At 45.5% G+C, this 20652-nt stretch carries 20 protein-coding genes; 11 read left to right on the forward strand and 9 right to left on the reverse strand.

Annotated features, from left to right (window positions below; genetic code table 11):
• On the forward strand, nucleotides 1-1680 hold a 1680-nt coding region (locus IT291_11405), incomplete at its 5' end, for a response regulator (GenBank protein ID MCC6221835.1).
• An 85-nt stretch (nucleotides 1681-1765) separates the two neighbouring features.
• Here IT291_11405 and IT291_11410 read toward each other — a convergent pair.
• From IT291_11410 to IT291_11420, 3 genes are all read right to left on the reverse strand, one after another.
• On the reverse strand, nucleotides 1766-3703 hold the full coding sequence (locus tag IT291_11410; protein ID MCC6221836.1) for a M48 family metallopeptidase: 1938 nt from the start codon (nucleotides 3701-3703) through the stop codon (nucleotides 1766-1768).
• Nucleotides 3704-3815: 112 nt separating this feature from the next.
• Entirely contained in the window at nucleotides 3816-4157 is a 342-nt protein-coding gene (locus IT291_11415; protein ID MCC6221837.1) for a hypothetical protein, read from the reverse strand.
• A 123-nt stretch (nucleotides 4158-4280) separates the two neighbouring features.
• The gene (locus tag IT291_11420) at nucleotides 4281-4613 is read right to left on the reverse strand and encodes an STAS domain-containing protein (protein MCC6221838.1); all 333 of its coding nucleotides are present in this window, start codon (nucleotides 4611-4613) and stop codon (nucleotides 4281-4283) included.
• 439 nt (nucleotides 4614-5052) lie between these two features.
• On the opposite strand from IT291_11420, the gene IT291_11425 reads away from it, so the two are divergent.
• The gene (locus IT291_11425; protein MCC6221839.1) at nucleotides 5053-5943 is read left to right on the forward strand and encodes an HDOD domain-containing protein; all 891 of its coding nucleotides are present in this window, start codon (nucleotides 5053-5055) and stop codon (nucleotides 5941-5943) included.
• Between the two features lie 40 nt (nucleotides 5944-5983).
• Here IT291_11425 and fliW read toward each other — a convergent pair whose 3' ends face one another.
• Both fliW and csrA read right to left on the reverse strand, forming a co-directional pair.
• Nucleotides 5984-6484 carry a flagellar assembly protein FliW gene (gene fliW, locus IT291_11430; GenBank protein ID MCC6221840.1) on the reverse strand — a complete coding sequence of 167 codons (501 nt, stop codon included), beginning with the start codon at nucleotides 6482-6484 and terminating at the stop codon, nucleotides 5984-5986.
• A 36-nt stretch (nucleotides 6485-6520) separates the two neighbouring features.
• On the reverse strand, nucleotides 6521-6805 hold the full coding sequence (gene csrA / locus IT291_11435; protein ID MCC6221841.1) for a carbon storage regulator CsrA: 285 nt from the start codon (nucleotides 6803-6805) through the stop codon (nucleotides 6521-6523).
• Between the two features lie 185 nt (nucleotides 6806-6990).
• Here csrA and IT291_11440 point away from each other — a divergent pair, with 185 nt between their 5' ends.
• Nucleotides 6991-7200, forward strand: coding sequence for a dodecin domain-containing protein (locus tag IT291_11440; protein MCC6221842.1), 210 nt, complete (start codon nucleotides 6991-6993; stop codon nucleotides 7198-7200).
• Between the two features lie 23 nt (nucleotides 7201-7223).
• Here the strand turns inward: IT291_11440 and IT291_11445 are convergent, their stop codons facing one another.
• From IT291_11445 to IT291_11460, 4 genes are all read right to left on the reverse strand, one after another.
• The gene (locus IT291_11445; GenBank protein MCC6221843.1) at nucleotides 7224-8234 is read right to left on the reverse strand and encodes a hypothetical protein; all 1011 of its coding nucleotides are present in this window, start codon (nucleotides 8232-8234) and stop codon (nucleotides 7224-7226) included.
• A gap of 117 nt (nucleotides 8235-8351) precedes the next feature.
• Nucleotides 8352-8795 (reverse strand): hypothetical protein, encoded by a 444-nt coding sequence (locus IT291_11450; protein ID MCC6221844.1) that lies wholly within the window; start codon nucleotides 8793-8795, stop codon nucleotides 8352-8354.
• A gap of 228 nt (nucleotides 8796-9023) precedes the next feature.
• Nucleotides 9024-10226 (reverse strand): phosphoglycerate kinase, encoded by a 1203-nt coding sequence (locus IT291_11455; GenBank protein ID MCC6221845.1) that lies wholly within the window; start codon nucleotides 10224-10226, stop codon nucleotides 9024-9026.
• Between the two features lie 7 nt (nucleotides 10227-10233).
• Nucleotides 10234-10995 (reverse strand): Nif3-like dinuclear metal center hexameric protein, encoded by a 762-nt coding sequence (locus IT291_11460; protein MCC6221846.1) that lies wholly within the window; start codon nucleotides 10993-10995, stop codon nucleotides 10234-10236.
• 150 nt (nucleotides 10996-11145) lie between these two features.
• Here IT291_11460 and IT291_11465 point away from each other — a divergent pair, with 150 nt between their 5' ends.
• Genes IT291_11465 through IT291_11500 form a run of 8 tightly spaced genes read left to right on the forward strand, consistent with a single transcriptional unit; the run spans nucleotide 11146 to nucleotide 20506 of the window.
• On the forward strand, nucleotides 11146-12000 hold the full coding sequence (locus tag IT291_11465; GenBank protein MCC6221847.1) for an acetyl-CoA carboxylase carboxyltransferase subunit beta: 855 nt from the start codon (nucleotides 11146-11148) through the stop codon (nucleotides 11998-12000).
• A gap of 8 nt (nucleotides 12001-12008) precedes the next feature.
• A complete protein-coding gene (locus tag IT291_11470) occupies nucleotides 12009-14558 on the forward strand; it encodes an LPS-assembly protein LptD (GenBank protein MCC6221848.1) in 2550 nt (849 codons plus the stop codon).
• Nucleotides 14559-14575: 17 nt separating this feature from the next.
• A complete protein-coding gene (locus IT291_11475) occupies nucleotides 14576-15304 on the forward strand; it encodes an NTP transferase domain-containing protein (protein MCC6221849.1) in 729 nt (242 codons plus the stop codon).
• Between the two features lie 58 nt (nucleotides 15305-15362).
• Nucleotides 15363-16415 carry a dTDP-glucose 4,6-dehydratase gene (rfbB, locus tag IT291_11480; protein MCC6221850.1) on the forward strand — a complete coding sequence of 351 codons (1053 nt, stop codon included), beginning with the start codon at nucleotides 15363-15365 and terminating at the stop codon, nucleotides 16413-16415.
• Complete coding sequence (gene rfbD / locus IT291_11485) at nucleotides 16412-17380, forward strand: dTDP-4-dehydrorhamnose reductase (GenBank protein ID MCC6221851.1); 969 nt, start codon at nucleotides 16412-16414, stop codon at nucleotides 17378-17380. The genes rfbB and rfbD overlap by 4 nt, the downstream gene beginning before the upstream one ends.
• The gene (locus IT291_11490; protein MCC6221852.1) at nucleotides 17377-18507 is read left to right on the forward strand and encodes a mannose-1-phosphate guanylyltransferase; all 1131 of its coding nucleotides are present in this window, start codon (nucleotides 17377-17379) and stop codon (nucleotides 18505-18507) included. Before rfbD ends, IT291_11490 begins: the two co-directional genes overlap by 4 nt.
• A gap of 44 nt (nucleotides 18508-18551) precedes the next feature.
• Nucleotides 18552-19514, forward strand: coding sequence for a GDP-mannose 4,6-dehydratase (gene gmd / locus IT291_11495; GenBank protein ID MCC6221853.1), 963 nt, complete (start codon nucleotides 18552-18554; stop codon nucleotides 19512-19514).
• An 11-nt stretch (nucleotides 19515-19525) separates the two neighbouring features.
• Nucleotides 19526-20506: a GDP-mannose 4,6-dehydratase gene (locus tag IT291_11500; protein MCC6221854.1), complete on the forward strand. Its 981-nt coding sequence runs from the start codon at nucleotides 19526-19528 to the stop codon at nucleotides 20504-20506.
• Nucleotides 20507-20652: the final 146 nt, after the last annotated feature.

Below are 20652 nucleotides of genomic sequence, written 5' to 3' on the forward strand. Positions count from 1 at the left end.
ATTCGCACTCCTATAAACAACGTAATTGGGACGGTGGAAATGGCCTTCGATGCAAAGCCTTCTAAGGAAGTTGCTAAATGCTTAGAAATGGTGGAAGGCTCGGCTAAAATCTTGCTCACCGTCATTAACGATATTTTGGACTTCTCCAAAATCGAAGCGGGCAAGATGCATATTGAGTTAATCAAACTCGATCTTGGGGAATTTCTGGAGCAGGCAATCACGCCATTAAAGGCAAATGCCGAAAAGAAGGGAATCCGCTTTTCATTGGATATCGATGACGATGTTCCCAAATACATCAAGAGCGATGGTGTACGCTTGGCCCAGATATTAAACAATCTCATCGGTAACGCGATGAAGTTTACCAAGAAACAAGGCGGCATTATTAATGTTCGAGTAAGTAGTCTTAAGCCTGACTCAAGGAGTGGAATAGCCCAGGTCTCTTCCCAAATTCATTTTTCAATAGAAGATAACGGCATTGGCATTCCTAAGGACAAGCACAAAAGTATTTTCGAGTCTTTTAGCCAAGCCGATGAGTCTACCACTCGCCAATTCGGCGGAACTGGCTTAGGGCTCACCATTGCTGCCCAATTGTCTAGGCTGCTGGGCGGAGATATCTGGGTGGAAAGTGTAGTTAACGAGGGTTCTACCTTTCATTTCACCATCTCTGCTGGGAAAGTGCAGGAAGATGTCCTTAGCGAAATAGATCCTCACAGCGCTAAGAGCGAACAGCCTCACGCTAACAGAGACTCTAAGAAATCGTGTCGGATCCTTGTGGTGGACGACAACGAAATGGGGCGAGAAATTGCTAGGCATAGACTGGAGAAGTGGGGACACATCGTATCTCTGGCTATAAATGGTCGGGAGGCAGTAGAACGCTTTAGCGAGGAAACCTTCGATCTCATTTTAATGGACTGCCAAATGCCGGTCATGGACGGCTATCAGGCTACCAGAGAAATCCGCCAGCTTGAACGAAGTAGAGGTAACGATACTTCAGGAACTCCCATTCCCATTCTTGCCATGACGGCAAACGCCACCGATGGAGCTGAAGGAGGATGTTTAGAAGCCGGCATGGATTACTACATTTCAAAGCCTGTAAATGAAGAGGAATTAATAAGCGTTATTGATAAGTATGTTGAAAATGCGGTTAACAGGGATAATAGCGTTTATGCGAGCGCGTCCTCTGCTTCTACGACAACAAAGGAGGAGGACGAGAAGACTACCGAGATCCCCTCTGCAATTTCACCTCACGTTCAGGAACAGCGTAGCAATTCTCACACTCCCTGTCGGATCCTTGTTGTCGATGACAACGAAATGGGGCGAGAAATTGCTAGGCATAGGTTGGAGAAGTGGGGACACAGCGTAGCCATAGCAGCTAATGGTGAGGAGGCAGTAGAGCGCTTTAAGCAGGAGAAGTTTGACTTAATATTTATGGATTGCGAAATGCCAGTTATGGATGGTCTCACAGCTACTAAACTAATTCGCCAACTTGAGCAGAATGGTCATGGCAAGCATTTTATAATTCGCATCCCAATACTTGCCATGACGGCTAATGAGGTCGACCGGGCCGAGAGTGAGTGTCTTGAGGCCGGCATGGATGCTTACGTCTCTAAGCCCATTAAGGAAAGTGAGTTAACAAACGCAATAAACAGGTTTGTAAGTGAGAGACAGCAGAATATTTAGCCCATATGTAGGCAGCCTTAGCTTATTGCTCTAGCATTTTGTGTGAGAGGTGCGACACGCTCGTTTGGTGATGTTGCAATCACAACTACGATACTGACAGGCTTGGCAAGATAGGTGGCATTGGACAGTCGAGGGCTGCGGAGATGGCGCGCAATATTTCGGCTTCCTTGATGCTAACCTGTTTGTCTGCCAGTATTGTGGCTACACAGGCGGAAATAATTTTTTCCTTGGCAGTAGGTGAGGTGTTTTGCAGAGAGGCCAAGGCCATATCTAAATCAGCAAGAGATGGCACTGTGTTCTCGCTAGCGCTGATGCTAAGATGCGGCGCAAGAATTTTTAGTCCCCGGCTTAAAGCGCTAAGGCCTCTGTCGAAATCGTCGTTCCCCATGAGAGCAAGCGTCCTAATGAGAGCTACTGCCTGAGACAAAACCTTCTCCATAGGAAGCTCGGTAGAAAAAAGTCTAGGGCGCTTGGGCGAATCGTGTATAGGCGCTAGATGATGCGAGATTACGAGCTGTAAGGCGTATTCGAACAAACTAACTTCCGCGTCTGTGTTAACAATATAGTGAATATTACTTATAAAAGACTTATATTCTGCCGTAGACATCCCTCTCAAGGCTGGTAACGCCATGTCTATTAAAGGCAATTTGTACTCAGGGCTAAGTGTCTTTATAGAGTCGAGAAGTTCAAGAACATCTCCGTAAAGTGTCTTAGATATAGTTTTGTCCAGGCGCCCTAGCTGTTTATCGCTTGTCACAGAATTATTGGGATCTATTAGCAAAGAATATATCAGAGCTTGAGCGCCCGACGAGTTATGAGCGGCACGCGCTATTTTTTCAGGTAGGGAGTGAAGTAGAGAGGCTGCATAAGACAAGTGCTTAGTGTTCGGAGTGCCAATTTCTCCTATTACTGCTTCGGGGTTTGCGCTAAAAGCCGAAATAGAGCTTTGCGGCATGGAAACAAAACGCGAATGCTTTTTTTCTCCCGCCAATTCTTCGCTAGAGCCCCCCTGCTCATCTGCGGCGGGTAGAGGTGAAGTGAACGTGCCGTCAAATGATGGATCGATTCGCGAAATCCTTTCTGCTAAAGGTGGATGTGTTGCAAATAGATTAAAAAAACTAGAACCCAGGCCATTTGCAAAGAAGAAATGACTAACTTCGCGCGCATTTACGTGGCTTATCTTGGAACCGTGGTAATAGCCGCCTATTTTTCTTAGCGCATTTGCTATCCCGCTTGGGTTTCTCGTAAATTGCACTGCAGAAGCATCCGCCAAAAACTCCCTTTGGCGCGAAATTGCGCTCTGGATTATAGAGCCAGCGAGTACACCTATGCTACCTATGGCAGTCAGCGAAAAACCCAGTATGGCTATTGCTGGCGCGCCTTTATCTTTTCCTCGGCTACGGGACATAGATCTCAATAGAACGCGACCCGCGTGTGAGATCATCAGTATTCCGTTAAGTATGCCCAGTAAACGCAAGTTAATGCGCATGTCGCCGTTTAGAATGTGGCTAAATTCATGTGCAACGACCCCCTGAAGTTCGTCTCTATTAAAAAAAGAAAGAGAGCCAGCGGTAATGCCTATAACGGCATCGCTAGGGGAAAAGCCGGCGGCAAATGCATTGATGCCTTCCTCCGCGTCCATGGAATAAACTTGAGGCACCGGCACGCCTGAGGCAATAGCGATTTCCTCGACTATATTCATGACGCGCCTCTCGTTGGGGTCTCTTGTTTCGGATGAAAGTAACCGCCCTCCCAAAGATTTTGCTATGCCAGCGCCGCCACCACTTCGAAGTAAAATGATCTTATACAAACTTCCGATCGATATAATGCCAATGGTAATTGTGCTGACAAAAAGAAAAAGCTCTTCATCTCGCAAGGGAACTCGTTCTGACGAGAGAGTTAGGAAGAAGTAAAAAGCACAGTATACGGCTAGAATGATTGCAATTACGGCAAATCCAAAAACAAGTATAAGCAAGCCCGTTTTTTTGCGTGCTCTATCTTGATGCTCAAAAAATGTAATCATGTTGTCGCGTTATTGGTTGATTAGAAACTATCGGTCTTCCGACAGGGTCTTTATAATCGATTTGCGATAGAGATGCTACTATGTCAATAGGTGTGGTCGCTGGGATGAGCGCTCAATGCACGTTGTTGTTCCTCAGTGCATTTAGTCGCTCTACGTCTAGTTTTATTGATTCCATGGTTTGGTTTAAAGGTTGTCCAGTTTGATGGCAGTCCTTTTCGACTGCTTGGCGCAGTCTCTTAGGATCTATTATCCCCGCTCTTTGTCCTTCAGGAACGAAAATATTTTTGCATATTTCACACTGGGCTACTACCACAATGCCGTCAATGGTTACTCGGCTTAAGTTAGTACAGAACGATTCGTGTTCCTCAGAACTCCCCTCATTGCCGCACTCGTTGCAGCGGATTTTTTCGACAAATGTTTCTGCAAGACCTTTAAGGCGGAATTTTAGAGGCATAAAAAAACCTTTTTTTGCACTAAGCAAAACTTGTTAGTCGAGATACAAGAAACGCGAGTCATTCTCGCTGTTTATACCATTTACAAAAATCCTTTTTGGAAATGGTATAACTTGCAAGCATATTTATCCAGCATCAACTGGGAAAAGCCGGTCAAGCATCAACAACTCAAATGTCTCCTTAACGAACCCCAAGAGGGGTTTTACCATTAATACGCCGTTTTCGGCTTTTAGGCGCTTGTAGCACATTAGAATTTTACCAATTCCGTATGAGTTAATTATTTGAACGGCAGTGAGATCCAAGACAATAGTGCGTTTGTGCTGGTCAAAAGCTTTATTGAACGCTTTCCGTAGCGCCTCGCCAGCCTGCTCGTTGTCTAGATCCCCAACCACGGTAATCGTAGCTTTCTCACCTTCAATATCTATTTCGTAGTTTTCTATCTCGTTGTCGGCGTCCATTGCTTTAACGTCCTTTTAGTGCGCATTGTGATTTAGCTGTTCAATTGACATCCATGCTCGCGCTGTCCACTTGCTGTTACTACTGTTCCTCACTGGCTACTCGTTTATTGTTAGTATCGGAATAATAAACCATAAATATTTAGGAATTAGCGATAGTTATATCGTTAATAGCCAGCCACAATCTATCTATTGCTAGCTCATATAAATGCTATCGGAAGACTTCGATCGGTTCTAAAGGGTCTATTATTGGCGTTGCTGAATAGACTTTCGTTACTTGCTACGTTTTCTCTTAGATTGTCCGTTTACAATACCGATATGTATAAGTTGAGGCTGTAACTTGGATGTTCGCAAGAATGGCTGAATTGCGGGTCTTGTCACAGTGGAGCTTTTGGGGTCTATTAAACTTTTATTGATGTAAGTTTGCAGCGGGGAAGCATAGATGGAAGAGCAGACTAAAATACCTGAAGAGTATCAAGGCAGGGTATCCTCCGAAAAAAGTTGGATGGAGATTGTGGCATGGGTTGGAGATTTGCCACCGCTGCCACAGGTTGCCGCTAAGGCGATTCAACTTGTGGAAAACCCTGATACCTCGGCACAACAAATCACCACGGTTCTAAGCAGCGATACTGCCTTAGCCGCGCGGGTGCTAAAAATTGCCAATTCAGCAATGTTTTCTAGACAGCGCGAAATAACGACCTTATCCCAAGCGGTTATGGTAATCGGCTTTAAGGCTTTAAAGGGAATAATCGTCGCTGCAACTCTACGTCAGCTAAATCGCAAGAACGGCAAGTTGGAGCAACTAGTATGGCAGAATTCAATGTGCACAGCCATGGGCGCTCATGTAGTTGCGCAGCGCCTGCGAAAGCCTTATGTGGACGAACTATTTTTGCTTGGGCTTTTACACGATCTTGGCAAGTTGGTGCTAATTCGCCAGGCTGCAGAGGATTTTAATAAGGTGATTGCTCTAGCTAAGGAAGGCAAAGCCTTTGTCGAAGTGGAACAGGAGTTATTGGGTTTTTCTCATCCGCTAATCGGAGCGCTGGTTGCAAAAAAGTGGAACTTTCCGCCCGAAGCTTGTCAGGTGATACTCCATCATCACGATCAGTTGGAAGCGCCATTAGACACGACACTCGATCAAAAAACAGCCATTGTTCAATTTGCTAACTGTATGTCGCATGTGCTTGGCCATGGCAATTTGGAGGGCTTTATGGATTATAGTGGCTTATTGGCGAGTACTGGCAATTTGTTAGGGCTCAATCCGGCGGATATAACTGAACTTTCCGAGAAGACCAACACGACTTTTATGGAGCAAAGCTCGGCATTCCAATAGTGTGGAGACTGCCTTTCTCCCGAACATTTGCTGAACGTGGCTATTTCTCTTTTGGTGTTGGTTGTGATGGAACGGGGTTGCTGCCGGTTTCGCTTGTGGCTTTTGTCCAAAGTTGAAAGCGGATGGGAAAGTTCGAATCGTCCAGTATGATTTGCCTTCCGCGACGAGTTCTTAAATTTACAATAATAGGTGCTTTTAAATTAACAGTTGTTTCTTCAAGCACTGGTCTGGCAGAAACGAGGTTTAGAACAGCACATTCATCATCTGGCTGGATATCCAAGTCCTTGTCGCCTATAGGCAAATCAAATTTATAATTATCACCAAACTCAGCGCCATTAACTACGACAAAGGCCAATTCTGCCTGGTCAGCCGACTGTAGCCACGAAAAAGGAGGATTGTAATCGAGCAGTAAGAAACGCTGACTTTTTGGAAAACCAATAATGCCCGAGGCGATGAATATTAAAGCCGAGCGGTTCACTTCCAGCTCGCCGAAGCGAGTACTGTTTACCTTCAAAATACCTTTAGAAAGTGCATCTGGCATAGTTGACATTGGCTCTAATCTTTTACTTAAAGGTTTCTAATCTTCTTTTTTGCTGATTTTAAACGCGTTTAGACCCCGAGCTTCTTTCCTTGCAAGGCTGTCGCTAATACTGCTAAATTCTCGCGCGGAGTTATGCGAAAATTCGGCCGCTTCCTGGTTTTCTGCTAATATTTGCAAATAAATTTCTTCGCGATAAATCTTTACCGAGGGTGGGGCCTCTACTCCAAGGCGAATCTGATTCCCTTTAATCTCCATAAGCTTAACTTGAATGTTGTCGCCGATATAAACGCTTTCCCCGGCTCTTCTTGTTAGAATGAGCATTTGAAACTCCATGTATTAGCAAATTAGCTGTGCGATCTTATGATGCGCTATCGTTTGAAGGTATACCAATTAACTAATTCTCGAAATGATGTTTTTTGGCAACTTGCGTTTATCCTGACTCGATATTAGACTAAATAATGCCAAAGAATTGAACACTACAAAGCTAATAATTTAGGGAACTTAGTATGGGCAATCAAGTCTATAAAACTCTAGAACTTACGGGTTCGTCGACTACTAGTATAGAGGATGCTGTGCAGACAGCTCTTCTGAGAGCTTCTAAGACTATTCGCGACATGAAGTGGTTTAGCGTCGTAGAAACCCGCGGCAGCATTGAAAATGGAAAGGTTGGTAACTGGCAGGTTACGATTAAAGTTGGATTCGCACTAGAGGGTTAGGCGGCGAGTTTCGAAATTACCTTTTATAAGAGACTCTTCACTTCTGCTTCCAGGCGCGTTCGGTTCCAATGCAGAGTGTTGTGTATGGCAGCAAAGAGGTCGATTTTTCTTTCGTTCATGACGTCGTAAAGGTTGGCTATTGCGATTGCGCCGCCTTGTTTTTCGACCGCAAGAAAGTACATGGCTGCGCGAGAGTAGTCCGAGCCTGAGCCTTGAAAATAGAAATTGTTAGGTGTCGATTTGATAGAGATGCTTGCAAGTTCGTTTGTTCGCATTTCGATAGATGTCCTATCAAGTGATCCGTGAAGGCGAGCGGCGTAAATTTCAAACCAGGTAGCGAAACCTTCGGAGCGAAGGCGATCGGGAGAATTGGAGCTAAGTAGCTGATGTTCTACTACGTGGCCCATTTCGTGTACTACTGTTTCTGCCAAGCCTGAGTCAGCAACTGACTTGTCGTGTAATGAGTCGTCTGAGGCTTGTTCGCCAGCGCAACCCCTAGCTACTCGTTGGGCAACTATGTAAATATTTGCCGGAGGTGTCATCCAGCCCGGATGGCAGTTTTGCAATAGGTAAAATGGAATTTGAGTTTCTGGCATGTTTGCGTCTAGAAAAACTACTTTCCAGGACAAATCCGTGTTTTGCATTCTTCGGCGAAAGCCCGCTTGATTAATTGCCTTTGCAGTAGCATTGGCTGCTGTAGCTAAAGCTTTATTTGGAGACATTCTAAAAAACTTTTCAGCAGATCTTGGCCACCTAGCCTCTATGGAGCCGAGAGAAGACGGAATAGTGACGTTCCTTGTGCTTCCTTCTAATTCTATTTCAGTTGGAGCGGCCAAGGTGTTAAATTTTGCCTTGTCGCCGCAAGTTGCATTGCGTCTATATTTGTGAGGTATTTGGCGCTTAGAAGGAGATGAAAATGTTTCTCCTTTTTCGTTTCTGTAGATACAGACTTCTTCTGCTGACGCTAGGTAGGAGTTGCTAAAAAATATAATGGCAAGTAGCAGAGAAACAGCAAATTTTAGTCTAAATTGCATCGCCTAATTACTTCGTTTAAAAGATAGTAAAAGAGGAACTTACGTGACAAATAATCATCGCAAGTTCCTCTTTATGCACTTGTTATGCGTTTTTCTATCGATTGTCCGCGAAGTTGCCTAATCTATATCCGAGGCGTCCTCTGGCGTAAAATCGAAGAAAATGTCTACTAGAGACCTCAACACGAAAGCTCCCACCGCAACAACTAACAAGCCCACTGCTGCCCTATATGCGCCAAAGGCCGCACTGACAATTGCCGATAGTCCCGCCATCACCATGATAAGCGAGCCCATGTTGCCCTCGATTAACTGGAATATTCTACCTGTTACCATTTCCAGTCGCACATCGCCTTGCTCAACCCCATCTCCTGGACCCTCCTCTAGATCATTAAGTTGTGCCGTTGCTATTTCGTTTAAGCCGCATGCTAGTATGCCGATCCCAAGCACTAGCATTAAAGCAGTTCCATGCCGCATAACAAAGGATTTAAATACCACGTTTACCGTTCTGCAAATTGCAGTGTAAAACGAGTAACCTTTATTAAAAGCCGTAATTACTCTGTCCATTTCATTCTCTCCAAATAATTGTACAATATTTTTGTGCGCCTTTGCTCACAAACTTCCAATGTTAAACCCTACTAATAGTGTCCAACAATAACTATATACACCTTGTTATGGAGCTATGACACTGCAACGTGACGAAAAAATTACGGCCACTTCACATCCCTTCGCCCGATCCCGCATTTTATGGGCGCTAAATACCGATAAAATGCTGCTACGAAACAATATTTATCGCTAACAGCAACCTCCTGCGCCGCCTGGAGCCTTTAAAGCCTCTATGGCGGGCAATTTCTTGCCTTCTAAAAGCTTTAAGAAAGCTCCCCCCGCGGTTGACACAAAATCGAGCTTTTCCAAAGCATGTTGCTCGTGAATTGCTCTATCCGTGTCTCCACCACCTACGACTCTGAGAGCATTTTTGCAGTTTACCAAAAGGTCTACAATACCATAGGTTCCACGCTCAAAGCCCTTATGCTCAAAGGCGCCCATTGGGCCGTTCCAGATAATAGTTTTAGCTATATCGAGTTCGTTCTTAAACATGGCAATCGTCTTAGGCCCAATATCTAAGATAGTCATGTGAGGGGGAACGGCGTCGATTCCTACGACCTTGCTAGATGATGGTTCGGAAATGTCGCTTGCTACAATTACATCTATGGGCAGCAATAATTTATTTGTCTCTGCCAGGGTTCCCTCTACCTGTTGTGCGGTTTCAATTTGCTCTGGCTCAAAAAGTGACTTGCCTACTTGCAGGCCACGGGCTGCTAAGAAAGTGTTTGCCATTGCCCCACCGATGAGAATCTTGTCGGCTTTTTTGGCAAGATTTCTTATTACTTCAATTTTTGTCGAAACCTTTGCTCCTCCCAAAATGGCCATAAATGGATGAACTGGTGCTTCAAAGGCCTTGTTAAAGTACTCTAGCTCCCTCTTTATTGTAAGCCCGGCAGCATATAGCTTAGAGTACTTAACCATGCCCACTGTAGACGCATGGGCGCGATGAGCCGTAGCAAAGGCATCGTTTATGTAAATGTCGGCTAGACTTGCGAGTTCTCTTGCGAAACCTTCGTCATTTGCTTTCTCCCCAGGATGGAACCTCAAATTTTCAAGTAAGAGGACTTCCTTTGGCTTAAGAGCTTTCGCAAGCTTGCTCACCTCTGGGCCAACGCAGTCATTTGCAAACAAGACCTCTCGTTTGAGTAGATTCGACATATAGTCGGCAACTGGCTTTAGGCTAAACGATGCATCCCTTTTGCCGCCTGGATCGCCTAGGTGAGAACTTACTATTGCCGAACCGCCATTGTTTACCACAAATAAAATAGTATCTAGTGCCGCGCGTATACGCGTGTCATCGCCAACCTTTAACTCGTCTGTGAGTGGAACGTTTAAGTCAGCTCGGATAAATACGCGTTTATTACTTACATTTATTTCATTAAGGTACTTCATCTCGAACCTAAACTCCTGTTGGACAATCGACAAAAATACATTCTATCAAAAACTTTTGAGCCAGAGCTTCTGTAAGCTGCTTAACTCCTATTACTTCGGTTGCATAATGGCCAGCAAAAAAAGCATTTAGTTTGTTTTCTAAAGCATAGTGATATGCAAATTGTCTAGCCTCTCCTGTTATAAGAGTATCGAAACCAACTGACTGAAACTGGCAAAGCGCGTCGGCGCCGGAGCCACTTACTATGCAGATTTCTTCAGGTGGGTTAGGGCCGAAGTCAAATAGGAGCATGTTTGGATTAGCTCCAGGAAGCAGGCAGAGGCGCTTTCTTATATCGTCTAGAGATAGTCTTAATGGATTACTGCCGCGGCAGCCGATGTTATTCCCGCAATAAGATATGCATGGCTCGAGATCCTCTAAACCGAGATGTCGTGCCAATGAAAAGTTATTGCCATACTGGGCATGAGCATCTAACGGCAGATGAGCAGCATACAAACTTATTTCCGCATCGAGAAGGGTTTTAACTAACTGTTTATGAGGACCTCTTACTGCTAAAGGTTTTTCCCAGAAAACACCATGGTGGACCAAAAGGAAATCCGCTCCGGCTTCTCGTGCTAGCTCCGCTGTCTTAAGTGCAGCATCGACGGCAAAGGCGATTCTCTTCACTTTTGCCTTTCCCTCTATTTGAAGACCATTTAAGGAGGAATCTTGAAAATCGCTTAATCTTAATTCGCTAGTTAACCAGTCTGTAATTTCGTTTAAGTGTGCCATCTGCTGACACTTACCTCATATTGTGTGAGTCGGGAAACTGTAGTTTTCTGGCTCGCGCATTTTCGCGTCGAGTAGCCAGTGCAGTGAGAATGAGGTATAGAGTTTCGAGCTTGTTCCTTCGCAAAGATTTAAGTAGGATTTTTATCAATTATGAGTGCATGGTTTTCAAGAGTTAGGGCGCCAAAACCCAGCATCGAAGAGGCGGATAGGATTCAGCTACCTGGGGGCTTATGGACGAAATGTCAGGGTTGTTCCGAGATAGCGTACAGTCGAGAGATAGAGCGCAATTTGATGATTTGCCCCAAATGCGACTATCACTTTCGCCTCACTTCTAAGCAGCGAATTCGCTGGCTATGCGATAGGCAGTCGTTTGAGGAGATGGACGCCGATCTAAAGACAAATGATCCGCTGAATTTTAAGGATGTTTTGCGTTATAAAGACAGGCTAAAGCGTGCGCAAAAATCGAGTGGCGTGGAGGAAGCCGTAAGAATCGGACGGGCGCGTATCGATGGACACGAAATAATGCTTGGGTTGTTTGATTTTAGTTTCATGGGTGGGAGCATGGGCATGGTTGTTGGAGAGAAGCTAACTAGAATGATCGAAGTGGCGATTCGAGAGCGAAAGCCCGTGATTATTCTTTCTTCTTCTGGGGGTGCCAGGATGCAAGAGGGTTTATATTCTCTAATGCAGATGGCAAAAATTTCTGCTGCCCTATCGCGCTTAAGTCAGGAAGGCTTGCCCTATATTTCAGTGTTAAGCGATCCAACTACTGGAGGAGTGGCAGCTTCGTTTGCGATGCAAGGCGATATTATAATAGCAGAACCGAGAGCTCTAATAGGTTTTGCTGGACCTAGAGTTATAGAGCAGACGATTCGCAAAAAATTGCCTGAAGGTTTTCAGCGTTCTGAGTTCTTGTTAGAGCATGGAATGTTAGACCTAATAGTTTCCAGGAAAGAAATGAAGGCGACTTTGGCTAACCTTTTAGAGTTTTTAACACCCAGATGATGATACATATGAAGGTAGGCTGTTTTTTAAACAATCTCTGGCGAAAGCGCGATTGGCTGCTAACTCTTTGTTGTGTCTTTGGTTGTTTTTTTTGTGTCGAGATATTCTTATCGAACGAAGCGGTGGCTCAAGTTGAACCACCGAACCGAAAATATCTTTTTATCGAGGATCAATATAAAAGAGAGCGCGATAAGATAGCTAGGATGCAGAGAGAGCAGGCAGAGCGTCAGCAGCTTAGCGTTGGCGAGTTAGACAGCAACCTTTCCTTTGATATCGATTCGCCGTCGATAAACTATGAGTCAGATGGAGATGTCCTTCGTGCAGAAGGCGGTTTAACCGTTAGCGTCGGGCCTAATGTTTTTGAGGCCGATAGTGGCACATTTAATGTAAAAACCCGCGAAGCTGTGCTAAAGGGCGATGTCAAGTTTAGCGATCCGACTGGAAGTATTTTTGCCGATGTCGCGGAGTTAAATCTTGCCGATGTTACTGGAAAGCTACAGGAGGCAGAAATCTCTTTTAAAGGCAATGATGCGCTGTACAGTGTGCATGCAAAAGAGGTTCAGAAATATAAGGGCGAGGTTTTTGATTTTACAGATGCATCGTTAACCACTTGTCAATGTCCGGATGGAGATGCCTGCGCCCCTTGGCATCTGGAAGCAAAGGAAGTCGAGATCACGCGAAATGGATACGGCAAGTCCAAGGATACTGCGTTCTATGTGCGGGATGTTCCGGTGTTTTATCTGCCGTATATGTTTTTCCCGGCTAAGTCTGACCGCCAAACGGGATTCCTACCAGCAACACTTGGGTTTCAAAAAAACGGAACCCAGTTAAAAACCCCTTTCTTCTGGGCGATTGATGAGTCGACAGACCTAACGCTAGTTCCAATGGCGGAAACAAGCGTGCGTTACGGCGGGGAGCTAGAGTTTCGCAAGTTGTTCTCGCGCACTAGTGACATTGAGGTAGGGGCTACTTACTTCGATGAATCGGCACGAGACGGTGAGTTATTGGGGACCGATACCACTGGTCTACATGATCCGACCTTGGACGTAAATCGCTTTGGCGGCTACTTGGATCACGTCTGGCGGTGGGACAGTGGTATATTGCCAGTGCAGGCGATAGTAAATGCAAACTACGTCAGCGATGACTTGTTCTTGCGCGAGTTTGAAAACGAAAAGATTGCGCCCTTTAACGCCCGATATGTTACGTCTCGTGGACTTGTGCGCTCCTCCCTTGGATCTTATTCGGCAGATCTAGCCGTCGAATATAACCAAGCCCTTGTAAGCGATGATGATATTGTTTTTCAGCGCCTACCGGAGCTAGGTGTTAACGGCATAAGTAGGTTTAAGCCGTTTGGCGATAATTCCTATGGTGTAAAGTTGGTTGCTTCGAGCAATCTCGAGGCTGTAAATTTCCAGCGCAAAGAGGGGTTCCATGGTAGTCGTTTCGAACTCAATGAAAATTTAAAGGTGCCATTTCACTATCGAAATTATTTTGACGTTGAGCTAGGTGCAGGGTTAGTTGGCACTCAATATAAATTAGACAATCGCGATTTGGTGGATGCTATAGATCCAAGTGTTGTGCTGGAGCGTTCGAGCGATCGTCTTGTGCCAAGCGCAAATGGCAAAGTCTCTACTGTGGTTGAAAAGGTTTTTGACGTTCCAAGAGATAGTTTTCTGAAAAAAATCTCAGAACTAGGTACTTACGGTCGCAGCCGCGAATTGGTTCGCATGAAGCATACCGTTCAGCCGGTAGTTAAATACCGCTTTGTGCCGTTTGTGGGCCAAGAGGGCAACCCGCAGTTTGATGCCGGCGATCGCTTGGCGGAGCAGAGTTTTTTCTCGTATGGTTTAATTCAGAGGCTGTTTGCAAGGTTTGATCGGCGCAATGAGTATTTGTATGGGATTGAAGAGGCTACGCCTGAGGTGGGCGATTTGGGAAGTTTGCGAGTCGCTGGGTCTATTGAAGATAGCTTAGCGCCCGATCTCTATGCCGGCGGTATGACAGGGGAATATATAGATTTAAGGCGAGCCGACATACGAGAAATCGCTGCGCTAAAGCTCGTGCAGAGCTTTGATGTGCTAGAGGATCGAAAAGACATAGATGAAAATCGAAGGCCGTTAAGCGACTTGAATGCTGGCCTCATGCTGTATCCCAATGGTTATGTGAAACTAGAAGCCAATACTGATTTCGATGTAGAAGAGCAAGAGTTAAGCACTTACAGTTTAGCTAGTCAGTTGATGGATAAGCGCGGCGACATGTTGCGAGCACGACTTAGTTTTATTGAGGAGAGTGTTCGACAACTAGAAACTAGTCTGGAATTGCATATGACCGATACTCTCAAGCTCGGCTACTATACCCGTTATGACGATTTTGAACAGGAATTTATAGAAAATCAGGTTGGTATGCGGTTGTCCAGTCGTTGTAATTGCTGGCTGTTTGATGTCTTGTTGTCAGATAGTCTAAACCCCGATCGAACAAAGTTGTCATTTACAGTTACTTTAGTTGGCTTGGGAGAGTTGTCAAATTCGCTATTTGTTCGTGATGATAATGCGAGTTAATCTGAGGAGTTATTTTTATGAAGGGCGTTATTCTAGCAGGTGGCTTGGGAAGTAGGCTGCAGCCGTGCACATTAGTTACTAACAAACATTTGCTTCCCGTCTACGATCGGCCGATGATTTACTATCCGCTCCAATCTCTTATAAATGCTGGGATAACGGATATCCTGATAGTTACCGGTGGACAGTTTGCTGGAGATTTTCTAAAGCTTCTCGGGAATGGCAAGGCTTTTGGCTTGGAGCACTTGAATTATACTTATCAGGAAGGGGAGGGCGGCATTGCCGATGCGTTATCGCTAGCTGAATATTTTGCCGGCGGCGATTTGATGTGCGTTATTCTGGGCGATAATCTCATTCAGGGAAATATTACGAAAGCTGTTAGTGATTTTAGCCGGCAGGGAAAAGGCGCAAAGATACTTTTAAAAGAAGTTCAGGATGCAAGTCGTTTCGGCGTTGCAGAAATTGTTGACGGCAAGGTGGTCAACATCGTCGAAAAGCCTAAGGTACCCAAGAGCAACTTAGCTGTGACGGGTATCTATTTTTACGACAGGCAGGTTTTCGATTGGATTCGCGCTCTTGAGCCATCAGCTCGCGGTGAGCTAGAGATAACGGACGTCAATAATCTCTATCTTAAGGAAGGATCCCTAACTTATGATGTTTTAGAAGGTTGGTGGACTGATGCTGGAACTTTTGAGTCGCTTCATCGGGCTGCTCATTTGGTAGCTGAGACTGGAGCCAATAATATATAGCTACTCGTAATAATTAGATACTTTGTTTTAAAATTATAGTTTTTAGGGATTTTTTCGTATGAAGATACTCGTTACTGGTGGAGCTGGATTTATTGGCTCAAATTTCGTGCGCTGGTTGTTAGACGGAGAGGGGAAGGATTTTGGAAGTCACTCTGTAGTAGTTCTCGATGCTCTGACCTATGCTGGTAATTTGGCTAATTTGGACGGATTGGAGCATCGCTCGGATTATAGGTTTTTTAAGGGAGACATAAGGGACCGAGAACTAGTTAGCCGCATTGTGTCGGAGCAGAAGATTGATGCGGTTGTAAATTTCGCAGCTGAATCGCACGTCGATCGCTCGATTGTAGATTCTTTGTCTTTTGTGCGAACTAACGTCGAGGGTACGCAAGTCCTCCTCGATGTAGCTAGAGAGCTTGGGGTTAGTCGATTTCTACAGGTGTCTACCGATGAAGTTTACGGGTCTTTGGGTCCGGAAGGGCGCTTCGTTGAAACTACTCCACTTCACCCCAATAGCCCGTATTCGGCGTCCAAGGCTGCTGCTGATTTGTTGGTGTTAGCGAGCTATTCAACATTTGGTTTGCCGGTCTTGGTTTCGCGCTGCTCTAATAATTATGGTTCATTTCAGTTTCCGGAAAAGCTCATACCGTTGTTTATTACTAACGCGCTTAACGATGAGCCTCTACCGTTGTATGGGGATGGCAAAAATGTGAGAAGTTGGCTTCACGTAGACGACCACTCTAGGGCGCTTATGCTAATCCTCGAGCGCGGTCGAGTAGGAGAAATTTACAATGTCGGCGGGGCATGCGAAAGCGAAGTCGAGAACGCTTTTGTTACCACGGAGATTCTGCGAATTTTAGACAAGCCGCCTACGTTAGTGCGCTACGTAGAGGATCGCTTGGGGCACGATAGGCGTTATGCCGTGGATTATTCAAAGATAAAAGCAGAACTTGGCTGGGAGCCACGAATCGATTTTAAAAGCGGATTGCTAAAAACGGTTTCCTGGTACATAGAAAATCAGCATTGGTGGAAGGCGGTTAAGAGTGGTGAGTACAAGGATTTTTATGCTAGATATTACGGGCAGCGTCTGGATACGTGCGCCGTGGGGGAGTGAGTGGAGCTATGGAGCTAGGTGCATCGAGAATATTGCTCACTGGTGCACGAGGGATGCTGGCTCGAGATTTAGTGCCAGTCCTTAATAGGCATGCCTATGTTCTTCAGTTAAGCGATTTGCGGGGCCCATGTTCGTGCTCCTCAGAAATACTGGCGCTCGACATTACGAAGTCGAAGGAAGTGCTAGATGTGGTGGAGGATTTTCGTCCCAATTGGATTGTTAACTGCGCAGCCTTTACTAATGTCGATGGAGCAGAAGACTGTTCGGAAGTAGCACATGCTATTAACGGAATTGCTGTGGGAAATTTGGCAAGCGCAGCTAATGCGGTGGGAGCGGCAGTATTGCAAATTTCTACGGACTATGTGTTTTCTGGCAATGATGCTGCTGGTGTAAGAAAAATCGGTTTTGACGAAGCAGTGTTGCCGCGGCCTATAGGTGTGTATGCGCAAAGCAAGTATGTTGGAGAATTGTTGGTTCGGAGGCTATTGCCAAACAATCACCTCATAGTGAGGACTAGTTGGTTGCACGGAGTGCATGGCGCAAATTTTGTCGATACAATGCTTAGAGTTGGGCGGGGGAGAGAGGAATTGAAAGTTGTCGACGACCAGATAGGATCGCCAACCTGGACAGCATGGTTAGCCTATGTGCTTGAGCGCTTGATTAGTAAGGAGGCTAGGGGAATGTTCCATGTGGCCAGCCGAGGTAACATTAGTTGGTTGGACTTTGCGAAAGAGATTTTTTCCTTGGCTAATTCTCTGGAGGTGAATGGTTCGGATAAATACGCAGTTAGAGTAGTCCCTCAGTCCACTGCGGAGCTGGCCAGAAAGGCGCCTCGACCGGCATTTTCCACACTCGATGTGAGAAAGGTAGAAGAGTTCTTGCAACAGGAGTGCATCTCCTGGAAAGAAGGCTTGAAGCAGCACCTATTGGCTATAAGAGCTATGAGACAAGAGAAAAAGCAGTGAGTAGAGTATTTAGTGGAGAGCTCCCAGCGAACTTAAAGTGCGTAGTCGTGGTGATGGCAGGCGGTCATGGCACGCGGTTTTGGCCAGCTAGTCGGCGACACTTTCCAAAACAGTTTTTATCCCTGGGCGTGGGTAAGCCAAGTTTATTGCAGTCTACGGTCAGCCGCTTAGAGTTACTTGGCGATAAAAATGGGATAATAATCGTAGCTGGTAAGAATCAGCGCGATCTTGTTTTTAGGCAACTGCCTGAAGTGGCGCTTTTGGAGGAACCTTTAGCGCGCAATACTGCCGCATGTTTGGGGTATTCGGCCGTTGCGGTGTGGAAAACAGTTGGAGATGTTCCGATGGTCTGTGTTCCCGCAGACCATTATGTAAGTGGCGAAGCTAATTTGGTAAAACTTTTAAACAGTGCCGTAGATGTTGCGTCGCGCGAAGACGTGCTCGTTACTATTGGTATTAAACCTACGGCTCCAGAGACAGCTTATGGTTATATTCAAATTGAAAAGCGCGAGCTTGCTAATCGCGAGGGTTTAGAATGCCAGTCATTTAGAGTGCGTCGCTTTGTAGAGAAGCCAGGTCGTGAAGTGGCTATGCAGTACCTTGAAAGTGGGGATTACTTTTGGAATAGTGGAATGTTTGTGTGGCGTCCTAGCGTATTGTTGCAGGCAATTGACGCGTACCTGCCAGAGCTAGGTAGGCAACTACTTGCTATCGGTGGAATGTGGGGAAGGGACGGAGAGAGTGAGGCCATACGAGAGATATTTGCCAATATTAAGCCAATATCAATTGATTTTGGAGTCATGGAGCGGGCGTCTAATGTCGTGATGATGAAGGGAGATTCGTTTGAATGGAGCGACGTCGGATCTTGGGGTGCCTGGGCAGAATGTCTTAGTGCAGTTGAGCAGTGCCATGAGGGGAATAATGTAATCGATGGAGATGCAATGTTGCTTAATTCTCGGAATTCTATGATTCTGTCGAATCATAGATTTGTTGCGGGAGTTGGGTTAGATAATATTATTATTGTTGAAATGGGCGATGCGATTTTGGTATGTAACCGCAACGCGGATCAGGAGGTTAGAGAGGTCGTTGAGGAGCTTTCTAGGAGAAAACGCGAGGATTTGTTGTAGTAAAGCTGTAGTTAGAGTTTAGCGTGTTTATTATGAATAAACTAATGGGGAACAAAGTAGCTCTTATAACTGGTGTTACTGGACAGGATGGTTCGTACTTGGCTGAGTTTCTTCTAAGTCAAGGATACCGCGTGATTGGAATGGTAAGGCGATCCTCGAGTGAAAACTTTGAGAGGATTGACCACCTGAGGGATCGCATTGAACTTTGCCAGGGCGATTTGCTGGATCAGTTATCTATCATTAGCTTAATTAAGACGGTTAAGCCACATGAGATATATAACCTAGCGGCTCAGAGTTTCGTGCCTACTAGTTGGGAGCAGCCGGTGTTGACGGGTGAGTTTACGGCCATTGGAGTCACCAGAATGCTTGAAGCGATACGATTAGTCGATCCGAAAATACGGTTTTATCAGGCTTCCAGCTCCGAGATGTTTGGAAAAGTACGTGAGACGCCTCAGAACGAGCTTACCGCTTTTCATCCGCGGTCGCCATATGGAGTCGCTAAATGTTATGGTCACTATATAACCGTTAACTATCGCGAAAGCTACGGCATTTTTGCAGTTAGCGGTATCTTGTTTAATCACGAGTCGCCCAGGCGAGGTTTGGAGTTTGTTACGCGAAAAGTTACGGATGGCGTTGCTCGTATTAAGTTGGGGTTAGCAAAGGAACTTAGGTTGGGCAATCTCGATTCTCAGAGAGATTGGGGTTTTGCGGGCGACTATGTTAAGGCAATGTGGCTAATGCTTCAGCAGGATGTGGCTGATGATTATGTGGTAGCAACCGGTAAAACGCAAAGTGTTCAAAGGTTAGTGGAGGTTGCTTTTGGTTGCGTCGGGTTAAACTGGCGAGATTACGTAAGAGTTGATGAAAAATTTATCAGGCCAGCGGAAGTCGATTTGCTTGTCGGAGATTGCACCAAGGCAAAGACAGATTTGGGATGGCAGTCGGAAATGAGTTTTGAAAACCTCGTTGAACTAATGGTTAAGGCGGATTTGGAGAGACTTAGTTAGATTTTGTAGATATGAGGACACTTATAACTGGTGGATATGGTTTTGTTGCGCGGCATTTGGCACAACATCTGGTTAGTTGTGGGGATGATGTAGCTGTCACCTGTCATGGTGCAGACAAGATCCCAGGAAGCGAGGCGTCTAGTAATGCAGTTCAGTTGCCTAGTAGCGTGCAGACCATGGTGCTCGATGTGACTGATAGCAAGGCCGTAAAGGATCTGGTCTCAGTGCTTAATCCGGATGCTATCTACCATCTGGCAGCTATGGCGTTTGTCCCTAGTGGGGAGATTAATTTTGAAGAGGTGTTTAGGGTTAACACTTTTGGCACCTTAAATGTTTTAAATGCTGTTTTGGAATGCTCGCCTCGTAGCAGGGTTTTGGTGGTGAGCTCATCAGAAGTTTACGGAAGCCCACGTCCTAAGACTTTGCCGGTAAATGAGTTATCCGAGCTTCGTCCTATTAGCGCGTATGGCGTTTCCAAGGCCGCAGCGGATTTGGCTGCTTTTCAGTATTCGCAGAAAAAGAACTTGGAAGTTATTAGAGTGCGACCGTTCCCCCATATTGGTCCAGGGCAGAGTTCAGTATACGCAATTTCAAGTTTTGCTGAGCAGTTAGCCCGCATTAAAGCTGGGCGAGCTAAGCCGATTATTCGAGTTGGGAATCTTGAGTCAAAACGCGATTATAGCGATGTCTCCGATATAGTGCGTGGCTATCGCGAGGCGTTGCTAAACGGCAAGCGAGGGGAAGTTTATAACTTGTGTTCCGGGAAGAGCGTTCAAATTGGTGAGATTCTGCAACGGCTAATAGCAATTGCTGAAGTCGAAGTTGAAGTTCAGGAAGATGCTTCTCGCCTGCGGGCTGTGGATGTTCCCGAAATATATGGATCTTTTGAACGAGCCACCCGAGAATTTGGCTGGAGGCCACGCATAGATCTTGAGGCCACTCTTCACAGCTTATTTGCCTACTGGGCTGAAGTCGTAGAGAAACAACCCTAATGAGTTCTGAACAACAGATTATTTATAGCATTTACAAAAAGGATTTTTGTAAATGCTATAAACAGCAAGTGCGTAAGCACTTGCCAATAAACAACAAATACCGTTTCCAAAAAGTAAAATATTTAACTTACTTTTTGGAAACGGTA

This window comes from Deltaproteobacteria bacterium, assembly GCA_020845775.1.
Lineage (GTDB): Bacteria > Bdellovibrionota_C > UBA2361 > SZUA-149 > JADLFC01 > JADLFC01.